At 72.4% G+C, this 21,705-nt stretch carries 22 protein-coding genes; 9 read left to right on the forward strand and 13 right to left on the reverse strand.

Annotated elements, in window-relative coordinates; all coding sequences use genetic code 11:
* Nucleotides 1–58: 58 nt before the first annotated feature.
* Entirely contained in the window at nucleotides 59–424 is a 366-nt protein-coding gene (locus KCH_RS10475) for a GntR family transcriptional regulator (RefSeq protein WP_035861820.1), read from the forward strand.
* A 127-nt stretch (nucleotides 425–551) separates the two neighbouring features.
* Here the strand turns inward: KCH_RS10475 and KCH_RS10480 are convergent, their stop codons facing one another.
* Both KCH_RS10480 and KCH_RS10485 read right to left on the reverse strand, forming a co-directional pair.
* Nucleotides 552–2,156: an amidohydrolase gene (locus KCH_RS10480; RefSeq protein ID WP_035861826.1), complete on the reverse strand. Its 1,605-nt coding sequence runs from the start codon at nucleotides 2,154–2,156 to the stop codon at nucleotides 552–554.
* A 25-nt stretch (nucleotides 2,157–2,181) separates the two neighbouring features.
* Nucleotides 2,182–2,814: a TetR/AcrR family transcriptional regulator gene (locus tag KCH_RS10485; protein ID WP_035861828.1), complete on the reverse strand. Its 633-nt coding sequence runs from the start codon at nucleotides 2,812–2,814 to the stop codon at nucleotides 2,182–2,184.
* 109 nt (nucleotides 2,815–2,923) lie between these two features.
* Here KCH_RS10485 and KCH_RS10490 point away from each other — a divergent pair, with 109 nt between their 5' ends.
* Nucleotides 2,924–4,357, forward strand: a complete 1,434-nt coding sequence (locus KCH_RS10490) for a purine-cytosine permease family protein (RefSeq protein WP_035861830.1) — start codon at nucleotides 2,924–2,926, stop codon at nucleotides 4,355–4,357.
* On the opposite strand, the gene KCH_RS10495 is transcribed toward KCH_RS10490, so the two are convergent.
* The 4 genes from KCH_RS10495 to ctaC all read right to left on the reverse strand — a co-directional run bounded on the left by KCH_RS10495 (nucleotide 4,332) and on the right by ctaC (nucleotide 8,941).
* The gene (locus KCH_RS10495; RefSeq protein WP_244305273.1) at nucleotides 4,332–5,735 is read right to left on the reverse strand and encodes a L,D-transpeptidase; all 1,404 of its coding nucleotides are present in this window, start codon (nucleotides 5,733–5,735) and stop codon (nucleotides 4,332–4,334) included. The two genes, KCH_RS10490 and KCH_RS10495, sit on opposite strands and share 26 nt — an antisense overlap.
* Nucleotides 5,736–5,895: 160 nt before the next feature.
* Nucleotides 5,896–6,312, reverse strand: a complete 417-nt coding sequence (locus KCH_RS10500; protein WP_035861832.1) for a cytochrome c oxidase subunit 4 — start codon at nucleotides 6,310–6,312, stop codon at nucleotides 5,896–5,898.
* A complete protein-coding gene (gene ctaD, locus KCH_RS10505) occupies nucleotides 6,312–8,087 on the reverse strand; it encodes an aa3-type cytochrome oxidase subunit I (RefSeq protein ID WP_035861834.1) in 1,776 nt (591 codons plus the stop codon). The genes KCH_RS10500 and ctaD overlap by 1 nt, the downstream gene beginning before the upstream one ends.
* Entirely contained in the window at nucleotides 8,084–8,941 is an 858-nt protein-coding gene (gene ctaC / locus KCH_RS10510; protein WP_084223437.1) for an aa3-type cytochrome oxidase subunit II, read from the reverse strand. The genes ctaD and ctaC overlap by 4 nt, the downstream gene beginning before the upstream one ends.
* 354 nt (nucleotides 8,942–9,295) lie before the next feature.
* Here ctaC and KCH_RS10515 point away from each other — a divergent pair, with 354 nt between their 5' ends.
* The gene (locus KCH_RS10515; protein ID WP_035861837.1) at nucleotides 9,296–10,684 is read left to right on the forward strand and encodes a cysteine desulfurase/sulfurtransferase TusA family protein; all 1,389 of its coding nucleotides are present in this window, start codon (nucleotides 9,296–9,298) and stop codon (nucleotides 10,682–10,684) included.
* Nucleotides 10,685–10,791: 107 nt separating this feature from the next.
* On the opposite strand, the gene KCH_RS10520 is transcribed toward KCH_RS10515, so the two are convergent.
* Nucleotides 10,792–11,763, reverse strand: coding sequence for a carbohydrate kinase family protein (locus KCH_RS10520; RefSeq protein WP_035861838.1), 972 nt, complete (start codon nucleotides 11,761–11,763; stop codon nucleotides 10,792–10,794).
* 201 nt (nucleotides 11,764–11,964) lie between these two features.
* Between KCH_RS10520 and KCH_RS10525 the strand changes: the two genes are divergently transcribed.
* Together KCH_RS10525 and KCH_RS10530 are read left to right on the forward strand one after the other, a co-directional pair.
* Nucleotides 11,965–12,180, forward strand: a complete 216-nt coding sequence (locus tag KCH_RS10525; RefSeq protein ID WP_035861841.1) for a hypothetical protein — start codon at nucleotides 11,965–11,967, stop codon at nucleotides 12,178–12,180.
* 87 nt (nucleotides 12,181–12,267) lie between these two features.
* A complete protein-coding gene (locus KCH_RS10530) occupies nucleotides 12,268–12,882 on the forward strand; it encodes a hypothetical protein (RefSeq protein ID WP_157031981.1) in 615 nt (204 codons plus the stop codon).
* Nucleotides 12,883–12,953: 71 nt separating this feature from the next.
* Here KCH_RS10530 and erpA read toward each other — a convergent pair whose 3' ends face one another.
* Nucleotides 12,954–13,310, reverse strand: a complete 357-nt coding sequence (gene erpA / locus KCH_RS10535) for an iron-sulfur cluster insertion protein ErpA (RefSeq protein WP_035861846.1) — start codon at nucleotides 13,308–13,310, stop codon at nucleotides 12,954–12,956.
* A gap of 207 nt (nucleotides 13,311–13,517) precedes the next feature.
* Here erpA and KCH_RS10540 point away from each other — a divergent pair, with 207 nt between their 5' ends.
* On the forward strand, nucleotides 13,518–14,399 hold the full coding sequence (locus KCH_RS10540) for a GNAT family N-acetyltransferase (protein WP_035871467.1): 882 nt from the start codon (nucleotides 13,518–13,520) through the stop codon (nucleotides 14,397–14,399).
* A 23-nt stretch (nucleotides 14,400–14,422) separates the two neighbouring features.
* On the opposite strand, the gene KCH_RS10545 is transcribed toward KCH_RS10540, so the two are convergent.
* The 3 genes from KCH_RS10545 to KCH_RS10555 form a co-directional block, all read right to left on the reverse strand.
* Nucleotides 14,423–15,790, reverse strand: a complete 1,368-nt coding sequence (locus KCH_RS10545) for a pyridoxal phosphate-dependent decarboxylase family protein (RefSeq protein ID WP_157031982.1) — start codon at nucleotides 15,788–15,790, stop codon at nucleotides 14,423–14,425.
* A gap of 139 nt (nucleotides 15,791–15,929) precedes the next feature.
* Nucleotides 15,930–16,391 (reverse strand): Lrp/AsnC family transcriptional regulator, encoded by a 462-nt coding sequence (locus KCH_RS10550; RefSeq protein WP_051652943.1) that lies wholly within the window; start codon nucleotides 16,389–16,391, stop codon nucleotides 15,930–15,932.
* 102 nt (nucleotides 16,392–16,493) lie between these two features.
* On the reverse strand, nucleotides 16,494–17,420 hold the full coding sequence (locus KCH_RS10555) for an NADP-dependent oxidoreductase (protein WP_035861849.1): 927 nt from the start codon (nucleotides 17,418–17,420) through the stop codon (nucleotides 16,494–16,496).
* A gap of 185 nt (nucleotides 17,421–17,605) precedes the next feature.
* On the opposite strand from KCH_RS10555, the gene nadA reads away from it, so the two are divergent.
* Complete coding sequence (gene nadA / locus KCH_RS10560; protein ID WP_035861851.1) at nucleotides 17,606–18,787, forward strand: quinolinate synthase NadA; 1,182 nt, start codon at nucleotides 17,606–17,608, stop codon at nucleotides 18,785–18,787.
* Between the two features lie 82 nt (nucleotides 18,788–18,869).
* Here nadA and pspAA read toward each other — a convergent pair whose 3' ends face one another.
* The gene (gene pspAA / locus KCH_RS10565) at nucleotides 18,870–19,163 is read right to left on the reverse strand and encodes a PspA-associated protein PspAA (protein WP_035861854.1); all 294 of its coding nucleotides are present in this window, start codon (nucleotides 19,161–19,163) and stop codon (nucleotides 18,870–18,872) included.
* Between the two features lie 27 nt (nucleotides 19,164–19,190).
* Complete coding sequence (locus KCH_RS10570; protein WP_035861856.1) at nucleotides 19,191–19,964, reverse strand: PspA/IM30 family protein; 774 nt, start codon at nucleotides 19,962–19,964, stop codon at nucleotides 19,191–19,193.
* Nucleotides 19,965–20,231: 267 nt separating this feature from the next.
* On the opposite strand from KCH_RS10570, the gene KCH_RS10575 reads away from it, so the two are divergent.
* Both KCH_RS10575 and KCH_RS10580 read left to right on the forward strand, forming a co-directional pair.
* On the forward strand, nucleotides 20,232–20,783 hold the full coding sequence (locus KCH_RS10575; protein ID WP_035861859.1) for a DUF3043 domain-containing protein: 552 nt from the start codon (nucleotides 20,232–20,234) through the stop codon (nucleotides 20,781–20,783).
* Between the two features lie 209 nt (nucleotides 20,784–20,992).
* Complete coding sequence (locus tag KCH_RS10580; RefSeq protein ID WP_244305276.1) at nucleotides 20,993–21,685, forward strand: class I SAM-dependent methyltransferase; 693 nt, start codon at nucleotides 20,993–20,995, stop codon at nucleotides 21,683–21,685.
* The last annotated feature ends 20 nt before the right edge of the window (nucleotides 21,686–21,705 follow it).

The following is a 21,705-nucleotide window of genomic DNA, read 5'->3' on the forward strand; positions in this document are numbered from 1 at the left end:
GGTGGGGGTTCTGGCATATCTGTCCGGCACCGGCCTGACGCCCTGTTATGTTGGCCGGGTGCACGTGGCGATCGACCCCCACTCCTCCACGCCGCCCTACGAGCAGGTGCGCTCGCAGATCGCGGCCCAGGCCCGCACGGGTGAACTCCCGATCGGCCTGAAGCTCCCCACCGTCCGCGCGCTGGCCGAGCAACTCGGCCTGGCCGCCAACACGGTGGCCCGCGCCTACCGCGAACTCGAGGCGGACGGCGTGGTCGAGACCCGCGGCCGGGCCGGCACCACCATCGCCCCCACCGGCGACACCTCGCACCGCCTGGCCGCCGACGCCGCCACCGAGTACGCCGCCCGCACCGCCCGCCTCGGTCTGAGCCGCGACGAGGCCCTGGCCGCGGTCGTCACCGCCCTGGACGCGATCCACCGCTGACCGGGAGCGACCCGCTCGCCGCCGCGGAACCGCCGGCAGGCCGGACCGGAACGAACAGAACGACGGTGCGACCGGCTCCCCGCCGAGGGGAATCCGGTCGCACCGTCGTCGTGTCCGGCCGCCGTCCTCACACCGCCCGGTGCGTGACCTCGCCGTCCGACACCGTCAACAGCACCGGCACGTCGGCCAGTTCGGTGTCGGGCACGGTCAGCGGGTCCTGCCCGAGCACCGTCAGGTCCGCGCGGTGGCCGATCGCCGGCCGGCCGGCCCGGTCCTCCTCGCCCGCCACCCAGGCGGGGGCGAGGGTGTAGCCGGCCAGCGCCTGGAGCGGCGTCAGCGCCTGCCCGGGCAGGTGCGGCGGCTGCCGCAGGTCGCGGCCGGGCCGCCGGTGCCGGGCGCCGGCCATCACGCCCAGCGGTTCGAACGGCGCGATCGGCCAGTCCGAGCCGAGCACCACCCGGGCGCCGGCCGCGGCCAGGTCGCGGCAGCGGAAGGCCCGGTTGGCCCGTTCCTCGCCGAGCCGGCGGGACCAGTTGTCGGTGTGGTCGGCCCGGGTGTACTCGGTGCAGTGGGTGGGCTGCATCGAGGCGGCCACGCCCAGCGCGGCGAACCGGGCGACGGTGTCGTCGGGCACCGTCTCGATGTGCTCCACCCGGTGCCGCACGGCGCCCTTCCCGTGCGCGGCCACCGCCTCCTCCACCGCGTCCAGCACGTGCCGGACCGCCGCGTCCCCGATCGCGTGCGTCGCGGTCGGCACGCCGGCCCGGTGGAGCTCGCCGATCACCCGGGTGTACTCGGCGGGGTCGGGCCAGAAAGCGCCGGTCGACTCGCCGTGGCAGTCCGGGCGTTCCAGCCACGCGGTGCCGTTGTCGATGGTGCCGTCCATGAAGAGCTTCGCCCCGGCGATCCGCCAGCGCCGGCCGCCCTCGCCCTGGCGCCGGACCAGCTCGGCCAGGTCCGCCGGGCTCGTTCCGGGCTGCACCCAGGGGGCGATCCGCAGCCGCAGCGGGAGCTGTCCGCGCTCCTCGAGGGCCGCGTAGACGGCCAGGCTCTCGCCGTTGGCGTCCATCGCGTGGCCGCCGGTGAGGCCGGCCGCCGCCATCCGCCGGAGCACCTCGGCGGTGGCCCGGCAGAGCTCCTCGAAGTCCGGCCGGGGTGCGACCGCCTCGACCAGTTCGCAGGCGGCGTCCTCCAGCAGCAGGCCGGTCGGGCGGCCCGCCGGGTCGCAGACCACCTCGGCGGAGCCCTGCTCGAAGCGGCGCGGCCCGTCGATCCCGGCCAGTTCCAGCGCCCGGCGGCTGGCCAGCATGGAGTGCGCGTCGAACAGGTCGATCGCGGCGGGAACGCCGTCCAGCACCGGGCCGACGCTGTCGGCGGAGACCGGCCGGTCGCCGAAGACGTTCGGGTCCAGGCCCCAGCCGCGCAGCCACTGGCCGGCCGGCAGTTCCCGCACCGCTGCGGCCAGCACGGCCCGGACGCCCTCCAGGTCGGTGCACCGCGACAGGTCCACCCCGGCGGTGCGCTCGGCGCCCGAGACGGGGTGCAGGTGGCCGTCGGTCAGCCCGGGGACGACCACCGCGCCGCCGAGGTCGAGCACCTCGGCCCCCGCCCCCGCGTCCGCCTCGAAGCCGGCGATCCGCCCCGCGCGCAGGACGAGCGTGTCGTGCGGCAGGAAGGCCCCGCTGCCGGGGTCGAGCAGCCGGGCGTTGGTCAGGACGAGGTCGGGGTGCACGGGTGGCTCCTCAGCGGTGGTGCGGTCAGTGCGGGGCGCCCAGCGCTCCTGGCGGCAGGGCGAGTTCGCGTTCGGCGAGGGCGTACGCCATCCCGGTGATCGCCGCCGGTCGCCCGGTGCGGTCGGTGTTGGCGTGCGCCCCCAGGCCGTCCAGGACGACCAGGAGTTGGATCGCGGTGACGTGCGGGTCCGGGGTGCGGAACTCCCCGGACTCGACGCCGTCGCGCAGCAGTGCCGTCAGCCCGTCCCGCCAGAGCGCCTCCTGCTGGCCGACCCGTTCCCGCAGGGCGGGCCGGAACCGGCTGAGGTGGCGGGCGTTCAGCCACAGCCGGCTCAGCTCGTCGTAGCGCCGCCCCTCGGTGCGGCCGAGGAAGCGGGCCAGCCGCCGGACCGCCGGCAGGGCCGCGTCGGCCTCCGGCAGCAGTTCGGCCAGTTCGCCGCCGGCGGCGGTGCCGAAGGCCTCGGCGACCAGCTCCTCGGCGACCGGGAAGTAGTGGCTGATGAGGCCGGGACGGACGTCCAGCTCCTCGGCGACCCGCCGCATCGTGATGCACTCCAGGCCCTCGGCGAGGGCGATCCCGGCCGCGGCGGCCACGATCTCCGCCCGCCTGGCCTCGGGGTTCTTGCGCACCCGTTTCGGCTGAACGCTTGACGACATGCCTCGCACGCTATTGGATGTGCGACCAATAGACAAGCCGACTTCCGCACCGGCCGCTCCCGCACCGCCGACCGCACCGGCATCCGTACTCGAAACCTCGGAGGACTCCATGGAATCCACGATTCCAGACCCCCGCACGGAGCTCCCCACGCCCCCACCGGCGGCCGACCGGGCCGGACGGATCGAGGCCCACGGCATCGACCACATCCCCGACTCCGAACGCCACGGCCGCCCCCGGGACCTGTTCGCGGTCTGGGCCGCCCCCAACGTCAGCTACCTCAACCTGGTGGTCGGCGGCACGCTGGTGCTGATCGGGCTCGACCTGTGGCAGTCGCTGGCCGTCATCGTGGTCGGCAACCTGCTCTGGGCCGGCGTCGGCCTGCTCGCCGTCAGCGGCCCGGCCGCGGGCGCCCCCAGCGAGGTCATCATGCGGGCGATGTTCGGCGTCCGCGGCAACCGGGTGAACATCGCCGTCACCGGCTGGCTGGTGTCGGTCTGCTACCTCGCCCTCAACTGGGCCGCCGCCTCGCTCGCCGCCTTCGGCCTCGCCGAACGGGCCGGCCTCACCCCGGGCGCCCCGCTGAAGGTGCTGGTCATCGTGCTGATCGCGGCCGCCACCCTGGCCATCTCGGTGTACGGCCACGCCACCATCGTCCGCCTCTACGGGCCGTTCACCCTGGTGCTCACCGCGGTCTTCCTGCTGCTCACCGGCTACCTGCTGACCGGCGGCCACACCGACTGGCACTACCGTCCCGCCGACCCGCTGCACGGCACCGCCCTGGTCGCCGCCCTGGCCGGCGGCACCGCGCTGATCGCCTCCGCCCCGCTGTCCTACTCCACCAGCGCCGACTTCTCCCGCTACCTCCCCCGCACCACCTCGCCCCGCGCGGTGGCCGGCTGGACGGCGCTCGGCGCCTTCGTCCCCAGCGTCCTGTTCACCGCCCTCGGCAGCCTCGCCGCCACCACCCTCGACATGACGGACCCGCAGTCCGCCCTCACCGCCGTCCTGCCCGGCTGGTTCCGGCCACTCTTCCTGCTGGCCATCGTCCTCAGCGCGGTCGCCAACAACGCCATGACCGCCTACTCCTCCGGCCTCGCCCTGCAAGCCGTCGGCCTGCGCATCCGCCGCTCCCGCAGCGTCGCCCTGGACGGTGCGCTGGGCGTCGCGCTCACCCTGTACGCGCTGCTGGTCTCCAACTTCCTCGACACCGTCAACAACATGCTGGAGCTGATGGTCGCCCTCACCGGCCCGGTCATGGCCGTCTACGCCACCGACGTCCTCTGGCGCCGCAACCGCTACCACGGCCCCGCCCTGACCGACGAGACCCCCGGCTCCCCCCACTGGTACTTCCACGGCGTCAACCGGGCCGGCGCGGCCGCCCTCGTCCTCGGCACCGCGGCTGCCACGCTGTGCCTGTCCACCCAGCTCTTCACCGGCCCGCTCGCCCACCTCGCCGGGGACACCGACCTGTCCCTCCCCGCCGGCATGCTCACCGCCGCCGCGACGTACTGGCTCCTCATGCCCCGCCGCGGCACCGCCTGACCCTTCGGCGGGCCGACAGCGGAGGTCCGCCCGGGAGCAGCACGCTCCCGGGCGGACCTCGCCGTACGTCACCGGCCCGCGGCCCCCGCCGCCGGGGCCGACGCAGCCCCGACGCCGGAGCGCTCGCCCCGGCCGACGGGGCGGGCGTCGCGTTCACGCCCTCCGCGGGCGTCGCCGTGGTCACCGGCTTGCCGAGGGCGCTGTGCTTCACGTACTCGTCCCAGTCCACGTTCCAGTCGCCGAAGCCGTTGCCGAACGGCTCCATCTCGTGGCCCCGGCTGTTGACCACCTGCACGAGGTCGCCGACCCGGGTGTTGTCGAAGAACCACTTCGCGTTGTCGGTGCTCATGCCGGTGCAGCCGTGGCTGACGTTCTCCCGGCCCTGCGCCCAGGTCGACCAGGGCGCCGCGTGCACGTACTCACCGCTCCAGGTCACCCGGGTGGCCCACTGCACGTCCAGGTCGTAGGACTCGCTGCTGCCGTCGGGTATGCCGATGGTCTCGCCGCTCATCCGGACGCTGGCCTCCTGGCCCAGCACCACCTTGACACCGTTGCGGGTGTCGAAGCCCGGCTTGCCGGTGGTGACCGGGATGGTCCTGACCACCTCGCCGTTGCGCTTGTACGTCAGCTCGTCGCTGCCCGCGTCGATCACGGCCTCGATCCGGTCGCCGGTCCGCAGCGCGAGGCTCTGCTTCTCGCCCCCGTAGACGCCGTCGGCTATTCGCTCGCCCGGCAGCTCGTAGGCGAGCTTCACCGTGGTGTTGGCCGGCCAGTAGTCCTGCGGCCGGAAGTGCAGGTTCTGGTCGTCGATCCAGTACCAGGCGCCGGTGACGGCGGGCTGCGAGGTGACGGTCAGTCCGCGTTCGATCTGCTGGCGGGCCGCCGCGTCGGTGACCTTCTCGGAGAGCTTGACGGTGAGCGGCTGGCCGACGCCGTAGACGCCGCTGCCGGAGCTGTCGGGGCCGAGTTCGGCGTTGACGACGTGCTGCGCGGCGGCCGTGGTGAAGCTGGAGTCGATCTCGCCGCTGCCGCCCCTGCCGTCCTCCGCGGCGACCTTGACGGTGTATCCGGCGCCCGCCCGCAGCGGGTCGGTGGTCTGCCAGTGCTGCCCGTCCGCGGCCAGCTGTCCGGCGACGGGCTTTCCGTCGGGTCCGGTGACGGTGACGGCGCCGAGCTTGGTGGTGCCGTCCGTCGTGACGCTGAACGCCTTCGCCGGGTCGACCTTGTCGCCGGCGGCCGAGGTGTGGATCAGCGGGGCCACGTCGATCCGGTGGGGCGAGTTCTTCGACTCTCCGCCGCCGGAGCAGGCCGCGGCCGGTGTGATCACCAGCAGGGCGGCGAGCGCGGTCCGGGTACTGACTGTCCGAGAGCCCTTCAACGGAACCTCCCAGGGTTGGAACCTGCCTCGAAGCGTAGGAAGGCGTCACCCCTGGGGCACTCCGGGTAACCCGGGCGGGGGAATCCGCGGCAACGACGAGAGCCGGGCACCCCCCGGAGGGAGTACCCGGCTCGCCGTGCGGCTTGCGCGATCCGGAACCTTACTGGTTCTGGTTCTCGCCGCGGTAGAACTCGAAGACCCAGCCGTACAGGCCGATCAGCAGGACCGGGATCGACCAGAACAGCAGCCACCAGCCGAAGATGACGCCCAGGAAGGCCAGCGCGCCACCGATCGCCAGGGAGAGCGGCTGCCAGCTGTGCGGGGCGAAGAAGCCCAGCTCGCCGGCGTCGTCCGAGACCTCGGCCTCGGGGTTGTCGCCCGCACCGGTATCCACCCGCTTGGCGGTGAACGCCAGGTAGAAGCCGATGAAGGCGCACAGGCCGAAGGCCAGGAACAGCGCGGTGGTGCCCGCGGCCTCAAGGCCGTGGTCGGACTTGGTGGTCCACACGAAGTAGGTGATCGCGATGGCCAGCGTGAACACGGCCAGACCGGCGAAGATCTTTCCCTGTTCCTTCATCAGACGTCACCCTCCTTCTTGCCCTTGCCCAGGGACGGGCGGTCGTAGTGCGCGGGGGTCACACCCTCGAAGTGCTTCGCCGGCTCACCGTGGTTCTCCAGGTAGTCCAGCGCGGCGATCTCCGGGTGGTGCAGGTCGAACGCCGGGGATTCCGAACGGATGCGCGGCAGCGTGGTGAAGTTGTGCCGCGGCGGCGGGCAGGAGGTCGCCCACTCCAGCGAACGGCCGTAGCCCCACGGGTCGTCGACGTTGACCTTCTCGCCGTACTTCGCGGTCTTCCACACGTTGTAGAGGAACGGGAGCATCGACAGGCCGAGCAGGAACGAACCGATGGTCGACACCGTGTTCAGCGTGGTGAAGCCGTCGCCGGCCAGGTAGTCGGCGTAGCGGCGGGGCATGCCCTCCGCGCCGAGCCAGTGCTGGACCAGGAAGGTGGTGTGGAAGCCGAAGAACAGCGTCCAGAAGGTGATCTTGCCGAGGCGCTCGTCCAGCATCTTGCCCGTCATCTTCGGCCACCAGAAGTGGAAGCCGGCGAACATCGCGAAGACGACGGTGCCGAACACCACGTAGTGGAAGTGCGCGACGACGAAGTACGAGTCCGAGACGTGGAAGTCGATCGGCGGGGAGGCGAGCAGAACACCCGTCAGACCACCGAACAGGAAGGTGACCAGGAAGCCGATCGTCCAGAGCATCGGGGTCTCGAAGCTCAGCGAGCCCTTCCACATGGTGCCGACCCAGTTGAAGAACTTCACACCGGTCGGGACCGCGATCAGGAAGGTCATGAACGAGAAGAACGGCAGCAGTACCTGGCCGGTCACGTACATGTGGTGCGCCCACACCGTCACCGAGAGGCCGGCGATGGCGATGGTCGCGGCGATCAGGCCGGAGTAGCCGAACATCGGCTTGCGGCTGAACACCGGGATGATCTCGGAGACGATGCCGAAGAACGGCAGCGCGATGATGTAGACCTCGGGGTGACCGAAGAACCAGAACAGGTGCTGCCACAGCATGGCGCCACCGTTGGTCGGGTCGAAGACGTGGGCCCCGAACTTGCGGTCCGCCTCCAGGGCGAACAGCGCGGCGGCCAGCACCGGGAAGGCCAGCAGGATCAGCACGGCGGTCAGCAGGACGTTCCAGACGAAGATCGACATCCGGAACATCGTCATGCCGGGCGCGCGCATGCAGATGATCGTGGTGATGAAGTTGACCGCACCGAGGATGGTGCCGAAGCCCGAGAAGGCCAGACCCATGATCCACATGTCGGCGCCGATGCCCGGCGAGCGGACCGCGTCCGACAGCGGCGAGTAGGCGAACCAGCCGAAGTCGGCCGCACCCTGCGGGGTCAGGAAGCCCGCCACCGCGATGATCGAGCCGAACAGGTACAGCCAGTAGGCGAACATGTTCAGGCGCGGGAACGCGACGTCGGGGGCGCCGATCTGGAGCGGCATGATCCAGTTGGCGAAGCCCGCGAACAGCGGGGTGGCGAACATCAGCAGCATGATCGTGCCATGCATGGTGAACGCCTGGTTGAACTGCTCGTTCGACAGGATCTGCGTACCCGGCCGGGCGAGCTCGGCGCGCATGACCAGGGCGAGCACGCCGCCGATCAGGAAGAACGCGAACGAGGTCGCCAGGTACAGGGTGCCGATCGTCTTGTGGTCAGTGGTGGTGAGCCACTTGATGATCGCGTTGCCCGGCTTGCGCACACGAGGGGTCCCCGAGGTGACGGCCCCGGCTCCCCCACCGGCCGCGGCGGGCTCGTTGAGGATGGTCACTTCTCTTCACTACTTCCCGTGGGGAGGATGCCTGCGGGAACCGCGCCGGCCTGGCCCTTGTCGCGGAGTCCCTTCAGGTGCGCCTCGTACTCGTCGTGCGAGACGACCTTCACGTTGAAGAGCATCCGCGAGTGGTCGACGCCGCAGAGCTCGGCGCACTTGCCACGGAAGGTGCCGTACGCGGTCGGGGTCACCTCGAACTCGTTGACCACACCGGGCACGACGTCCATCTTCATCATGAAGTTGACGGGCCAGAAGTCGTGGATGACGTCGTTGGAGGTCAGCCGGAACTTCACCGACTCGTTGATCGGCAGGTAGAGGGTCGGAGCCTCCTTGGTGCTGCCGACCTCGTACGCCGCCGTGGTGCTCGACGGGTCGGGGATCTCGCTGTTCTCGTAGTTGAACGCCCAACTCCACTGGAAGCCCACCACGTTGATGGTGTGCTGGGGCTTCTCGGAGACCTTCGTCAGGGTGGCCTCGTCGCGCGCGACGAAGTAGAACAGCACCGAGACGATGACGAGGGGGACCGCGGTGTACAGCGCCTCGATGGGCACGTTGTACCGGGTCTGAGCGGGGATCTCCACCTTGGTGCGGCTGCGCCGGTGGAAGATCACGCTCCAGAGGATCAGACCCCACATCAATGCACCAACAACCAGAGCCGCGATCCACGAGCCCTGCCACATGTGAAGGACCAGCGGGCCTTCCTTGGTGACGGGACTGGGGAGGCCAAGCCTGGGCAGGTCGTTGGCCGAGCAGCCGGTGGCGGTCGCGATGACGAGGCCCAGTGCCAGCGCCTGAGGCAGCTTCCGCCGCATCGTGCGCCGCGGCGAGCGGTCGGAGCCGTTGGGACTCACGTAGCGCCTTCCCGAAGTCTCGCCCGCGAACGCACCACCCTCAGGAGTCCGTTGATCTGGTCTCCCCGGCGGCCCGGCCACGGGCACGGTTTGAATGCTTATGCGGGCCAAACGCTACTCCATCCTTATGCGGCACTCACGGGCAGCCCCCGCTAACGCGCCGCCCGGCTACCCGATCAGCCCCCGAGGGGTGAAGCACCCCGGAACAGCGGACGGAGTCGCAGGTCATGGCGGACTTCCGAGCCTCCCACGACCGAACGGGCGACCGCACTGCGACACGCGGGTGACGGACCGTCGGACGCTGCCGAGGCCGGGAGGAATCCCCCCGTAAGGGGCGTCGTCTACGGTGGCCCCGTGCCCTACTTCGACGCCGCCTCCACCGCTCCGCTGCACCCCGTCGCCCGCCAGGCGCTGCTCGCCGCCCTCGACGAGGGCTGGGCCGACCCCGCCCGGCTGCACCGCTCCGGCCGGCAGGCCCGGATGCTGCTCGACGCCGCCCGGGAGACCGTCGCCGAGGTGCTCGGGGCCCGCGCCGACGAGATCGTCTTCACCGCATCCGGCACCCAGGCCGTCCAGTTGGGCGTCCTCGGCGCGCTCCGCGGCAACCGCCGGCGCGGCGCCCACCTGCTGCACTCCGCGGTCGAGCACTCCGCCGTGCTGCACACCGCCGAGCGGTGGACCGCCGACGGCGGCGCCGCGGACGCCGTCCCGGTCGACCGTCACGGCCGGGTCGACGCCGCGGAGTTCGCCGCCGCGCTGCGGCCGGACACCGCGCTCGCCGTCCTCCAGTCCGCCAACCACGAGGTCGGCACCCTGCAGCCGGTCGCCGAGACCGCCGCCCTGATCGGGGACGTCCCGCTGCTGGTGGACGCCGCGCAGAGCGCCGGCCGGCTGCCGGTGCCGGGCGGCTGGTCGGTCCTGACGGCCAGTGCGCACAAGTGGGGCGGCCCGGCCGGCGTCGGCGTGCTGGCGGTCCGCAAGGGCGTCCGGTACGTCTCCCCGCTGCCCGCCGACGACCGGGAGAGCGGGCGGGTGCCGGGCTTCGTCAACGTCCCCGCGATCGTGGCCGCCGCCGCCTCGCTGCGGGCGGTCCGGGCCGAGGCCGAGACGGAGAACGCCCGGCTGCGCGAACTGGTCGAACTGATCCGGCGTCGGATCCCGCAGCTGGTCCCCGAGGTGGAGGTGGTCGGCCACCCGGAGCTCCGGCTCCCCCACCTGGTCACCTTTTCCTGCCTGTACGTGGACGGCGAGGTGCTGCTCGGCGAACTCGACAAGGCCGGCTTCGCCGTCAACTCCGGCTCCTCCTGCACCTCCAGCACGCTGACGCCGAGCCACGTGCTGGCCGCGATGGGCGTCCTCACCGAGGGCAACGTCCGTGTCTCGCTCCCGCCGGGCGCCGCCGCCGCGGACGTCGAGCGCTTCCTCGACGTGCTCCCCGGCGTGGTCGCCGCGATCCGCGGCCCGCTCGGCCTCGACCTCCCCGCCCCGGCCCCCACCGCCGACGCGCTCGTCCTCGACACCCTCGGCAAGCGCTGCCCGCTGCCGATCATCGAACTCGCCAGGCGCATCCCCGAGGTCGCCCCCGGCGGCCGCGTCGCCGTCCTCTCCGACGACGAGGCGGCCCGCCACGACATCCCCGCCTGGTGCGACATGTGCGGCCACACCTACGCGGGCGAAACCCCGGCCACCGCCTACGGCGCGGACCGCGGCACGGCGTACCTGGTGGTGAAAGGGCACCACTAGGGGCCCGGGGAACGGCGGGGCCGGGACTGCTGGCGGGCGACGGGGCGCAGAGGGTCGGGTCGTTCCGGGTTCCCATTCCGGCCCGAGCCCCACGCGCCCCGGCGGACTCAGAGCTTCTCGCGGATCTCCGCCGCCGCCGCCGCGCCGTACGCGGCCTCGAAGCGCTCCAGGAAGTGGCCGCCGCGCAGCTCGTACTCCTGGGTGCCGACGGTCTCGATGACCAGGGTGGCGAGCATGCAGCCGAGCTGGGCGGCGCGCTCCAGGCCGAGGCCCCAGGAGATGCCGGCCAGGAAGCCCGCGCGGAAGCCGTCGCCGACGCCGGTGGGGTCGGCCTTGCGCTCCTCCGCGGCGCAGCCGACCAGGATGTCGGGCTCGCCGTTGCGCTGGATGCGGACGCCCTTCGCGCCGAGGGTGGTGACGCGGGTGCCGACGCGGCCGAGGATCTCGTCCGAGGACCAGCCGGTCTTGGACTCGATCAGTGCGGCCTCGTACTCGTTGGTGAACAGGTAGGCCGCGCCGTCGACGATCTCGCGGATGTCCTCGCCCTCCAGACGGGCGAGCTGCTGGGAGGGGTCGGCGGCGAAGGCGTAGCCGCGGGTGCGGCACTCCTGGGTGTGCCGCACCATCGCGGCGGGGTCGTCGGCGCCGATCAGGACCAGGTCGAGGCCGCCGACCCGGTCGGCGATCGGCTTGAGCTCGATGTTGCGGGCCTCGGCCATCGCGCCGGTGTAGAAGGACGCGATCTGGTTGTGGTCCTGGTCGGTGGTGCACATGAAGCGGGCGGTGTGCCGGGTCTCGGAGATGTGCACGGACTCGGTGTCGACGCCGTGCCGGTCGAGCCAGCTGCGGTACTCGGTGAAGTCCGCGCCGGCCGCGCCGACCAGGACCGGGCGCAGGCCGAGCACGCCCATGCCGAAGGCGATGTTCGGGCCGACGCCGCCGCGGCGGATGTCGAGGGTGTCGACCAGGAAGGACAGCGACACCGTGTGCAGCTGTTCGGCGACCAGCTGCTCGGAGAAGCGTCCGGGGAAGGTCGTCAGGTGGTCGGTGGCGATCGAGCCGGCGACGGCGATGCGCACGGGGTTCTCCTCGGGCGGCCCGGCGGTGGCCGGAGCACGGACAACAACCCACCTAAGGTACCCGCCCGATCCGGTACTACCGATGAGTAGGCCTGTCGCGCGGGCCCGGACCGTCCTAGGGTCGCCGGTACGGGGCCGGACGCGGCCCCGTCCAGTCCGCGGCGACGTGGCCGCGGCGCGGCGATCGGAGCTGGGTACCGCATGGTGATTGATCACTCCCCCCGCCGTCTGCTGGGCGGCCTGCACGACGCCGACGCGGAGTCGCTGTCCGACCTGCTGGACTCCTCGCGCCGGCTGGGCCGGTTCTGGCCGGCCGCCGGACCGGGCCCGGTGGGGTCCGCGCCGGTGGCGCTGGGCGTCCGGGTGCCGGTGGAGGCGCGCCGGGTGGTGGCCGGCATGCCGGAGTTCGGCGAGTAGCGGGAACCGGTTTCCTCCCGAGCACGTCAAATCCGCGCGGTGCCGCTCCCGGCGGCACTGCGCGAACCCTCGGGAGGAACGCAGATCATGGACGACAGGACCGCAGCCGTCTCCGTCAGGCCCTCGTACGCGCGTCGGAGCGCCATGGCGTTCGCCGCCGCGTCCCTCGCCGCCGGGCTGTTGACCGCGTGCGGCAGTTCCGGCTCGACGGCCCCGGCCGGTCCGGGCTCCCCGAGCCCGACCGCCGCCGCCTCGGACGCGACCTCCGCCCCGGGCAGCGTGCCGCCGGGCTCGCCGACCGCCACCGCGGGCGCCTCGAGTCCGGCCGGGAGCAGCACGCCGAGCGCGGGCGAGCCGACCTCGCCGGGCATCGCGGTCGGCGAGCACCCGCCGACGGCGGTGAAGATCCCGGTGACGGGCTACCGGCAGGACAGTCCCACTCAGTTGACGGTGTTCTACGTCGCCGGGGTGTGCGACAAGTACGGGGTGCGGCTGGAGGACGCCACGCCGCCGACCGTGAAGCTGCGGATCGTGATCACCAAGACCGCCGAGCCGGGCAAGGCCTGTCCGCAGGTGATGAAGGAGCAGGAGGCGACGGTGACGCTGCCGCATCCGATGAACGGCGGCGGCGTGGTGGACACCGCGACCGGTGAGCAGGTGCCGCCGCAGTCCGGCGGGGTGGGCGCCGGCGGCCCGCGCTGACCCCGGAAAGCCCCGAGGGCGGTTCCCCCGCACGGGGGAACCGCCCTCTTCGTTCGCGCTGCTGAGAAGGCTTAGCTGAACGAGTCGCCGCAGGCGCAGGAGCCGGTGGCGTTCGGGTTGTCGATGGTGAAGCCCTGCTTCTCGATGGTGTCGACGAAGTCGACGGTGGCGCCGCCCAGGTAGGGGGCGCTCATCCGGTCGGTGACGACCTTGACGCCGTCGAAGTCCTTGACGACGTCGCCGTCGAGCGAACGCTCGTCGAAGAACAGCTGGTAGCGCAGGCCCGAGCAGCCGCCGGGCTGCACGGCGACGCGGAGCGACAGGTCCTCGCGGCCCTCCTGCTCCAGCAGGCCCTTGACCTTGGCCGCGGCGGCATCGGTGAGGAGGATGCCACTCTCGACGGTGGTCTTCTCGTCCTGGACGGTCATGCTTACTCCCGGTCGGTGACGACTGTGATCCGCCAGTGCCAACCGGCGGCCTCCCGGATTCATTTCCGGAAGGTGGTGCGTTCGGGGGACGTTTTTCGTCGCCCACTCCCCCACGTACCCCATGCTCGCACACCGGCCGCGCCGGGTCACCGCCCGCTCTTGCCCAAAGCGCTACCGCCCGCGCACCCGGCGCAGCAGGATGTGACGGTGATCATTCGTCAGCTGAGAGACACCGCGGAGGACGCCGAGGCGGTGAACCGGGTCTCCCGGGCGGCGTTCCGCGACCTGGACGGCCGGCCGCCGGCCGAGGGGCCGGAGCCGGAGGACGAGCACGCCCGGATCCGCCGGCTCGCGCGCTCGCGGCACCTGGCGGTGACGGATCCGCAGGGCTGCTGGATCGCCGAGCAGGACGGCGAGCCGCTGGGGGCGGCGCTGTCGCTGCGCCGCGAGGGCGTGTGGGTGCTGGCGCTGTTCGTGGTGCTGCCGTCGGCGCAGGGGCAGGGGGTGGGCCGGCTGCTGCTGGAGCGGGCCGCGGCGTACGGGCGGGGCTGCCTGCGCGGGCTGCTGTGCGCCTCACCGTCGGCGGCGGCGGCCCGCCGCTACCGGGCGGCGGGGTTCACGCTGCACCCGACGATGCGGCTGACCGGCCGGGTGGACCGGGAGCGGCTACTGGATCCGGGGGACGTTCCGGTGCACCGCGGCAACGCCTCGCACCTGCACCTGCTGGACTCGGTGGACCGGCGGCTGCGGGGCGCGGCGCACGGCCCGGACCACGGGTTCATGCTGGCGCACTTCGAGGAGCTGCTGGTCGCGGACACCCTGGCGGGCACCGGCTACTGCTACCGGGACGGCGGCACCGTCCAGCTGGTGGCGGCCACCTCGAAGCGGATCGCCGCCCGGCTGCTGCGGGAGGCGCTGGCCCGGGTGCCGGCGGACACCGACGCGGACGTGTCGTTCCTGACCGCCGAGCAGGAGTGGGCGGTGGACGTGGGCCTGGACCTGGGCCTGTCGCTGAGCACCCGGGGCTACCTCGGGGTGCGCGGGATGCGCCCGCCGGCCCCGTACGTGCCGAACGGCGGCTACCTGTAGCCGCCGTTCGGTCCCGCGGGTGCTCAGCGCATGGTGTCGAGGATCTCCTGGACCATCTCCATGGTGGTGCCGGGGTGCAGGAAGGCGAAGCGGGCGACGGTCTCGCCGTCCCAGCCGGTGGGGGTGACGAAGCCGATCTGGTCGGCGAGCAGTCGGCGGGACCAGCGGTAGTAGTCGTCGTGGGTCCAGCCGGTGCGGCGGAAGCAGACCGCGGTCAGCTGCGGGTCGTGGAGCAGTTCGAGGTGCTCGGTGTCGCGGATCAGCTGCGCGGTGTCCCGGGCGAGGCGCAGGCCGGTCTCGATGGCGTCGGTGTAGGCCTGGACGCCGTGCACGGCGAGCGAGAACCAGAGCGGCAGGCCGCGGGCGCGCCGGGTGAGGTGGTAGGCGTAGTCGGTGGGGTTCCACTCGTCGCCCTCGGTGTGCAGGACGTCCAGGTAGCCGGCGTCCTGGGTGTGCACGGCGCGGGCCAGCCGCGGGTCGCGGTAGAGCAGCGCGGCGCAGTCGAACGGGGCGAACAGCCACTTGTGCGGGTCGACGACGAAGGAGTCGGCGTGCTCGATGCCGTTGTAGCGCTCGCGCACCGAGGGGGCGAACAGTCCGGCGCCGCCGTAGGCGCCGTCCACGTGGAACCACATCTCGCGCTCGCGGGCGACCTCGGCGATGCCGGCGAGGTCGTCGATGATGCCTTCGTTGGTGGTGCCGGCGGTGCCGACCACGGCGATCACGGTCTCGGGGTGCGGGTCGGCGGCGAGGGCGGCGCGCAGCGCGGCGCCGGTGAGGCGGCGGTCGACGGCGGGGACGGGGAAGGCCTCGACGCCGATGATGTTGAAGGTGTTCTTGACCGAGGAGTGCACCTGGTCGGCGACGGCGATCCGCAGCCGGGCCTCCGGCCCGACGCCCAGCCGGCGGCGGGCGGTGTCGCGGGCGACCACCAGCGCGGACAGGTTGCCGGCCGAGCCGCCGGAGACGAAGGTGCCGCCGGCCTCGGCGGGCAGGCCGGCCCGGTCCGCTATCAGCCGCAGCACCTGGTTCTCGGCGGCGATCGCGCCGGCCGCCTCCAGCCAGGAGATGCCCTGCAGGGAGGCGCAGGAGACCACCATGTCGAACAGCAGCGCGGCCTTGGTGGGGGCGCACGGGATGAAGGACAGGTAGCGCGGGCTGTCGGCGGAGATGACGGCCCGGGACAGCTCGTGGTCGTACAGCTTGAGCACGTCGGCGGCGTCGTTGCCGTGCTCGTTGAGGAGTCCGGCGAGGACCTCCCGCAGGTGCGCCCCGTCGCCGGGGTGGTCGAGCGGGACGGGGTCGTACTGCAGCCGTTCGCGCATGTAGTCGAAGACCAGGTCGACCAGCTCGTTGTCCGGCTTGTGCATGCGGTCGGGCGCTGCGTACACGGGTGTCCTCTTCGCTGCGGTGCGGTGCGTGGGGGTCTTGATCAGCGTAGGCAGCGGGGCCGGGCGGGCGCGCGTCGGAACGGGGCCGGTCAGGGCCGGTTTCGAGCGTGTTCGGGGGGTGCGGCGCAGGAATCCTGCGTCAGATGAGCTGGGAGAGCACCACCGAGGACCGGCTGCGCTGGACGCCGGGCTCCTTGCGGATGCGTTCGATGACGGCTTCCAGGTGGCGGGTGTCGGCGGCCCGCAGGTGGACCAGGGCGTCGGGGTCGCCGGTGACCGTCCAGGCGGCGGCGACCTCGGGGAACTGGCGCAGCGAGGCGAGCAGTTCCTCGGGCGAGGTGCGGGGGCGGCAGTAGACCTCGACGAACGCCTCGGTGCCCCAGCCGAGCAGGGCGGGGTCGAGCACGACGGTGAAGCCGCGGACGACGCCGCGCGCCCGCAGCCGGTCGATCCGGCGGCGGACGGCGGTGGCGGACAGGTTGGTGAGCAGTCCGATCTCGGCGTAGGAGGCGCGGCCGTCGCGGCTGAGGTGGTCGAGCAGCAGGCGGTCGGTGTCGTCGAGGGCCGCCCGGCCGAGGTCGGGCGGCCGGTGGGTGCTCATGGCGGGGCTCCACGGGTGGTGCGGGTGAGGGTGTCGCGAGCCGCGGCCCCCGCACAGGGGCGGACTCTGCGGGGCCCATTCTCGCGGACGCCGGACGTGCGTTCAGTCCACCAGCAGGACGATCTTGCCGCGGGTGCGCCCTTCGGCGTTGAGGGCCTGGGCGGAGGCGGCCTGGCCGAGCGGGAAGGTGGAGGCGACCGGGACGGTGAGCAGTCCGTCCTCGGCGAGCCGGGCGACGGCGGCGAGGTCCTCGGGGTCGGGGCGGGTCCAGATGTAGTGGCCGCCGAACTCGGTGACCCGGTAGTCGACGGCGGAGGCGATCCGGGTGGGGTCCTTGGCCAGGGCGGTGGAGACGTCGAGGGCCTCGCCGCCGACCAGGTCGAGCACCGCGTCCACCCCGTCGGGGGCGAGGGCGCGGACGCGTTCGGCCAGGCCCTGGCCGTACTCGACGGGTTCGACGCCGAGGCCGCGCAGGTAGGTGTGGTTGTGCGGTCCGGCGGTGCCGATCACCCGGGCGCCGAGGGCGCCGGCGATCTGGACGGCGATCGAGCCGACGCCGCCGGCCGCGGCGTGGATCAGCACGCTCTCGCCGCGGCGCAGGTGCAGGGCGTTCACCAGGGCCTGCTGGGCGGTGAGCCCGGCGGTGGGCAGGCCGCCGGCCTCGGCCCAGGAGAGCGCGGCGGGTTTGCGGGCCAGGGTGCGGACGGGGGCGGCGACGAGTTCGGCGTAGGTGCCGTGCTCGATGACGTCCTTGCGGACGTAGCCGATCACCTCGTCGCCGGGCCGGAACTCGGTGACGGCGCCGCCGACGGCCTGCACCACGCCGGCCAGGTCGAAGCCCATGACCAGCGGGAAATGCACGTCGAGGATGCCGTCGAGGTGCCCCTCGCGGATCTTCCAGTCGACGGGGTTGACGCCGACCGCCCGGGTGCGGACGAGGACGGAGTCGGGGCCGACCTTGGGGTCCGGGAGCTCGGTGTACTCGACCACGTCGGGGCCGCCGTAGCGGTTGATCGCGATTGCCTTCATGCCCTCCAGCCAACCCGGGGCACGGCCGGTTCTCGCGCCGGAAGCATCCATCCTGGTGAGCGGTTCTCGTCACATCGACAGGATGGCCATCGTCAGGCTGACGACAACCGGTTATCATAGATAGCGTCAGATAGACGAGAAGGCTGGTCGGGAACGATCCGGCCGCATCAGGAGGGCAGCCGCCCGTGACCACCACCACCGAGACGTACGGCGTCGACCCCACTCCCTCGCCGCTCGCCCTGCTGCTGCTCGGCCGCGAGGCCGACCCGAACAGCGAGCGCGGCGTGGAGTGCCCCGGCGACCTGCCCGCCGCCTCCGACCCGGACCTGGTGGCGCGCGCCCGCGCCGCCAAGGAGAAGCTCGGCGACCGGGTCTTCATCCTGGGCCACCACTACCAGCGCGACGAGGTCATCGAGTTCGCCGACGTCACCGGCGACTCCTTCAAGCTGGCCCGCGACGCCGCGGCCCGCCCGGAGGCCGAGTACATCGTCTTCTGCGGCGTGCACTTCATGGCCGAGTCCGCCGACATCCTCACCTCCGAGCGCCAGCAGGTCGTCCTGCCGGACCTCGCCGCGGGCTGCTCGATGGCCGACATGGCCACCGCCGAGCAGGTCGCCGAGTGCTGGGACGTGCTGACCGACGCGGGCGTCGCGGACGTCACCGTGCCGGTGTCGTACATGAACTCCTCCGCCGACATCAAGGCCTTCACCGGCAAGCACGGCGGCACCATCTGCACCTCCTCCAACGCCAAGCGGGCGCTGGAGTGGGCCTTCGAGCAGGGCCAGAAGGTGCTGTTCCTGCCGGACCAGCACCTGGGCCGCAACACCGCGGTGCTGGAGATGGGCTTCGCGCTGGAGGACTGCGTCCTCTACAACCCGCACAAGCCGAACGGCGGCCTGACCGCCGAGCAGCTGCGGGACGCGAAGATGATCCTGTGGCGCGGCCACTGCTCGGTGCACGGCCGGTTCAACCTGGACTCGGTCAACGAGGTGCGCGAGCGGATCCCCGGCGTGAACGTGCTGGTGCACCCGGAGTGCCGCCACGAGGTGGTCACCGCCGCCGACCAGGTCGGCTCGACCGAGTACATCATCAAGGCGCTGGACGCCGCCGAGCCCGGCTCCAAGTGGGCCATCGGCACCGAGCTGAACCTGGTCCGCCGGCTCGCCAAGGCGCACCCGGACAAGGAGGTCGTCTTCCTCGACCGCACGGTGTGCTTCTGCTCCACCATGAACCGGATCGACCTGCCGCACCTGGTGTGGGCGCTGGAGTCGCTCGCCGAGGGCCGGGTCCCGAACGTGATCACGGTGGACGCCGAGACCGAGAAGTACGCCAAGGCCGCGCTCGACCGCATGCTGGCCCTGCCGTAACGATTCGCCGCCCGGCCGCGGGCACGCGAGAGGGCGGGCACCCCACGGGGTGCCCGCCCTCTCGTCACGAACGGCGCCCGAACTACTCCGGGATGCCCGGGATCAGGCCGTCGCCCTCGTCGCGCAGCAGCTCGCGGACCTGGTCCAGGGACGCCTCGGCGTCCGGCAGGATCAGGTCGGACGGCTCCAGCGACTCCGGCGGCAGCGGCGTGCCGACCTCCCGGACGGCCGACAGCAGGTTGCCGAGAGCCGCCTTGAAGGCCGCCTCGTCGCCCGCCTCGACGGCCTGGAGCAGATCGTCGTCCAGCTGGTTCAGCCGGTTCAGGTCGCCCTCGGCGACCTCGAACTGCCCCTCACCCAAGACCCGCATGATCATGCTGGTACGTCTCCCCTGCTCCCGGGCTTACTTCTGGTAGTTGATGGTGGGCGGCGGGGTGTCGTTCTTCCCCTGCTCGATCGCCTGCGGCTGGGAGGCGGGGGTGCCGCCGGTCAGCTCGGCCTTCATCCGGGCCAGCTCCAGCTCGACGTCGCTGCCGCCGGCCACCCGCTCCAGCTCGGCCTCGATGTCGTCCTTGCGGCCCAGGCCGCTGGCGTCGTCGAGCGCGCCGGAGGCCAGCAGCTCGTCGATCGCGCCCGCGCGGGCCTGCATCTGCGCGGTCTTGTCCTCGGCCCGCTGGATCGCCAGGCCCACGTCGCCCATCTCCTCCGAGATGCCGGAGAAGGACTCGGCGATCCGGGTCTGCGCCTGGGCGGCGGTGTAGGTGGCCTTGATGGTCTCCTTCTTGGTGCGGAAGGCGTCCACCTTGGCCTGGAGGCGCTGGGAGGCGAGCGTGAGCTTCTCCTCCTCGGCCTGCAGGGCCTGGTACTGCGTCTCCAGGTCGGTGATCTGGGACTGCAGGTTGGCCTTGCGGCTGAGCGCCTCGCGCGCCAGGTCCTCGCGGCCGAGCGACAGCGCCTTGCGGCCCTGGTCCTCGTACTTCGAGGACTGCTGCTGCAGCTGGGTCAGCTGGAGCTCCAGGCGCTTGCGGGAGGTGGCCACGTCGGCGACGCCCCTGCGCACCTTCTGCAGCAGTTCCAGCTGCTTCTGGTAGGAGTAGTCGAGCGTTTCGCGCGGGTCCTCCGCCCGGTCCAAGGCCTTGTTCGCCTTGGAGCGGAAGATCAGCCCCATACGCTTCATGATTCCGTCGCTCATGGGCCTCGATAGCCCCCTTCTTCGGGCCTGGGTTTGCGTCTCGTGACAGGTCGAGTGTATGCGCGACGGGCTCCCCGGCGCAGTCCACCGGCCAGCAACAATGCTGCTACAGCGGGCGGCCGTTCGGCATCGTCCTCACGATCGATATCGGTTCGCGTCCGGGGCCGGGCCGGAAAGCGGCCGGTCAACCCGTACGCTGGGAGTGTGTTTCGACGCCGCTCTGATGAATCCGCTGCCGCCTCCACCGTCACCATGACGAAGGAGGACGAGAAGCTGCCCCGCGACCCGCAGGCCCCCAAGGGCCGGCCCACGCCCAAGCGCAGTGAGGCCGAGGCCAACCGGAAGACCCGGGTCTCCGTCCCCAAGGACCGCAAGGAGGCCGCCAAGCAGGCCCGCGAGCGGATGCGGGTCGAGCGCGAGAAGCAGCGCACCGCGCTGCTGGAGGGCGACGAGCGCGCCCTGCCGGCGCGCGACAAGGGCCCGGTGCGCCGCTACGTCCGCGACTTCATCGACTCCCGCTGGGCCGCGGCCGAGTTCTTCCTGCCGTACGCCGTCGTGGTGCTGGTGCTCTCCATCACCAAGATCGGCTACCTGCAGCTGCTGTCCACGCTGCTGTTCATGGTCTTCTTCGTGGTCGTCATCCTCGACTTCGTCCGGATCGGCTTCACGCTGCGCAAGGGCCTCGCCGAGCGCTTCCCGAACGAGAACACCCGCGGCGCCGTGATGTACGGCCTGATGCGCACCCTGCAGATGCGCCGGCTGCGGCTGCCCAAGCCGATGGTCAAGCGGGGCGAGCGGCCCTGACCGCGGAAGCCGTTCCGCCGTACTGGGCCCCGCCGGCGCAGCAGCCGGTCGGGGCCTTCGGCACGCCGGGCATCCCCGCCCAGTACGGGACCGGGGCGCCGCGCGGCCGGCACGGCCGGCTGCCGGCCCGTGGCGGGCCGTACCACAGCGGGGCCGGCGAGTGGCTGGAGCGGCACGGCGGGCTGCACAACCTGGTCCGCCAGGAACTGGTGACCCGTCAGCTCGCCGAGCAGCTCACCCGCGGCACCGCGCTGCGGGTGCTGGACGTCGGCTGCGCCGAGGGCACCCAGGCGCTGCGGCTGGCCCGCGCCGGGCACTTCGTCACCGGCATCGACCCGGACCCGAACATCCTCGCCGTCGCGCACCAGGCGCTGGCCGCCGAGCCGCCCGAGGTCCGCGAGCGGGTCCAACTGCTCACCGGCGACGGCCACCAGGTCGGCCGCTGGTTCGGGCCGCGCAGCTTCGACCTGGTGCTCTGCCACGGCACCCTGATGTACCTGCCCGACCCGGACCCGATGCTCGCCTCGGTGGCCCGCATCCTGGCGCCCGGCGGGCTGCTCTCGCTGCTGGTCCGCAACGGCGACGCGCTGGCCATGCGGGCCGGGCTGACCGGCGACTGGCGGGCCTGCCAGGAAGCCTTCGACACCACCCGCTACACCAACCGCCTCGGCCTGCCCGCCCGCGCCGACCGGCTCGCCGAACTCTCCACCACGCTCGCCGAGTTCGCCGTCCCGGTGCGCCGCTGGTACGGGGTGCGGGTGTTCACCGACACCATGCCGGACGAGGCCGCCCCGGTGGACGGCCGCCAGCTCGGCCAGCTGCTGGACGCCGAGGAACGGGCCGGCAAGCAGGACCCGTACCGGCACGTCGCGGCGCTGCTGCACGTGGTCGGGATGAAGTGATTGTGACGGGGGCCTGACGG

It is taken from the genome of Kitasatospora cheerisanensis KCTC 2395, assembly GCF_000696185.1.
GTDB classification, from domain to species: domain Bacteria; phylum Actinomycetota; class Actinomycetes; order Streptomycetales; family Streptomycetaceae; genus Kitasatospora; species Kitasatospora cheerisanensis.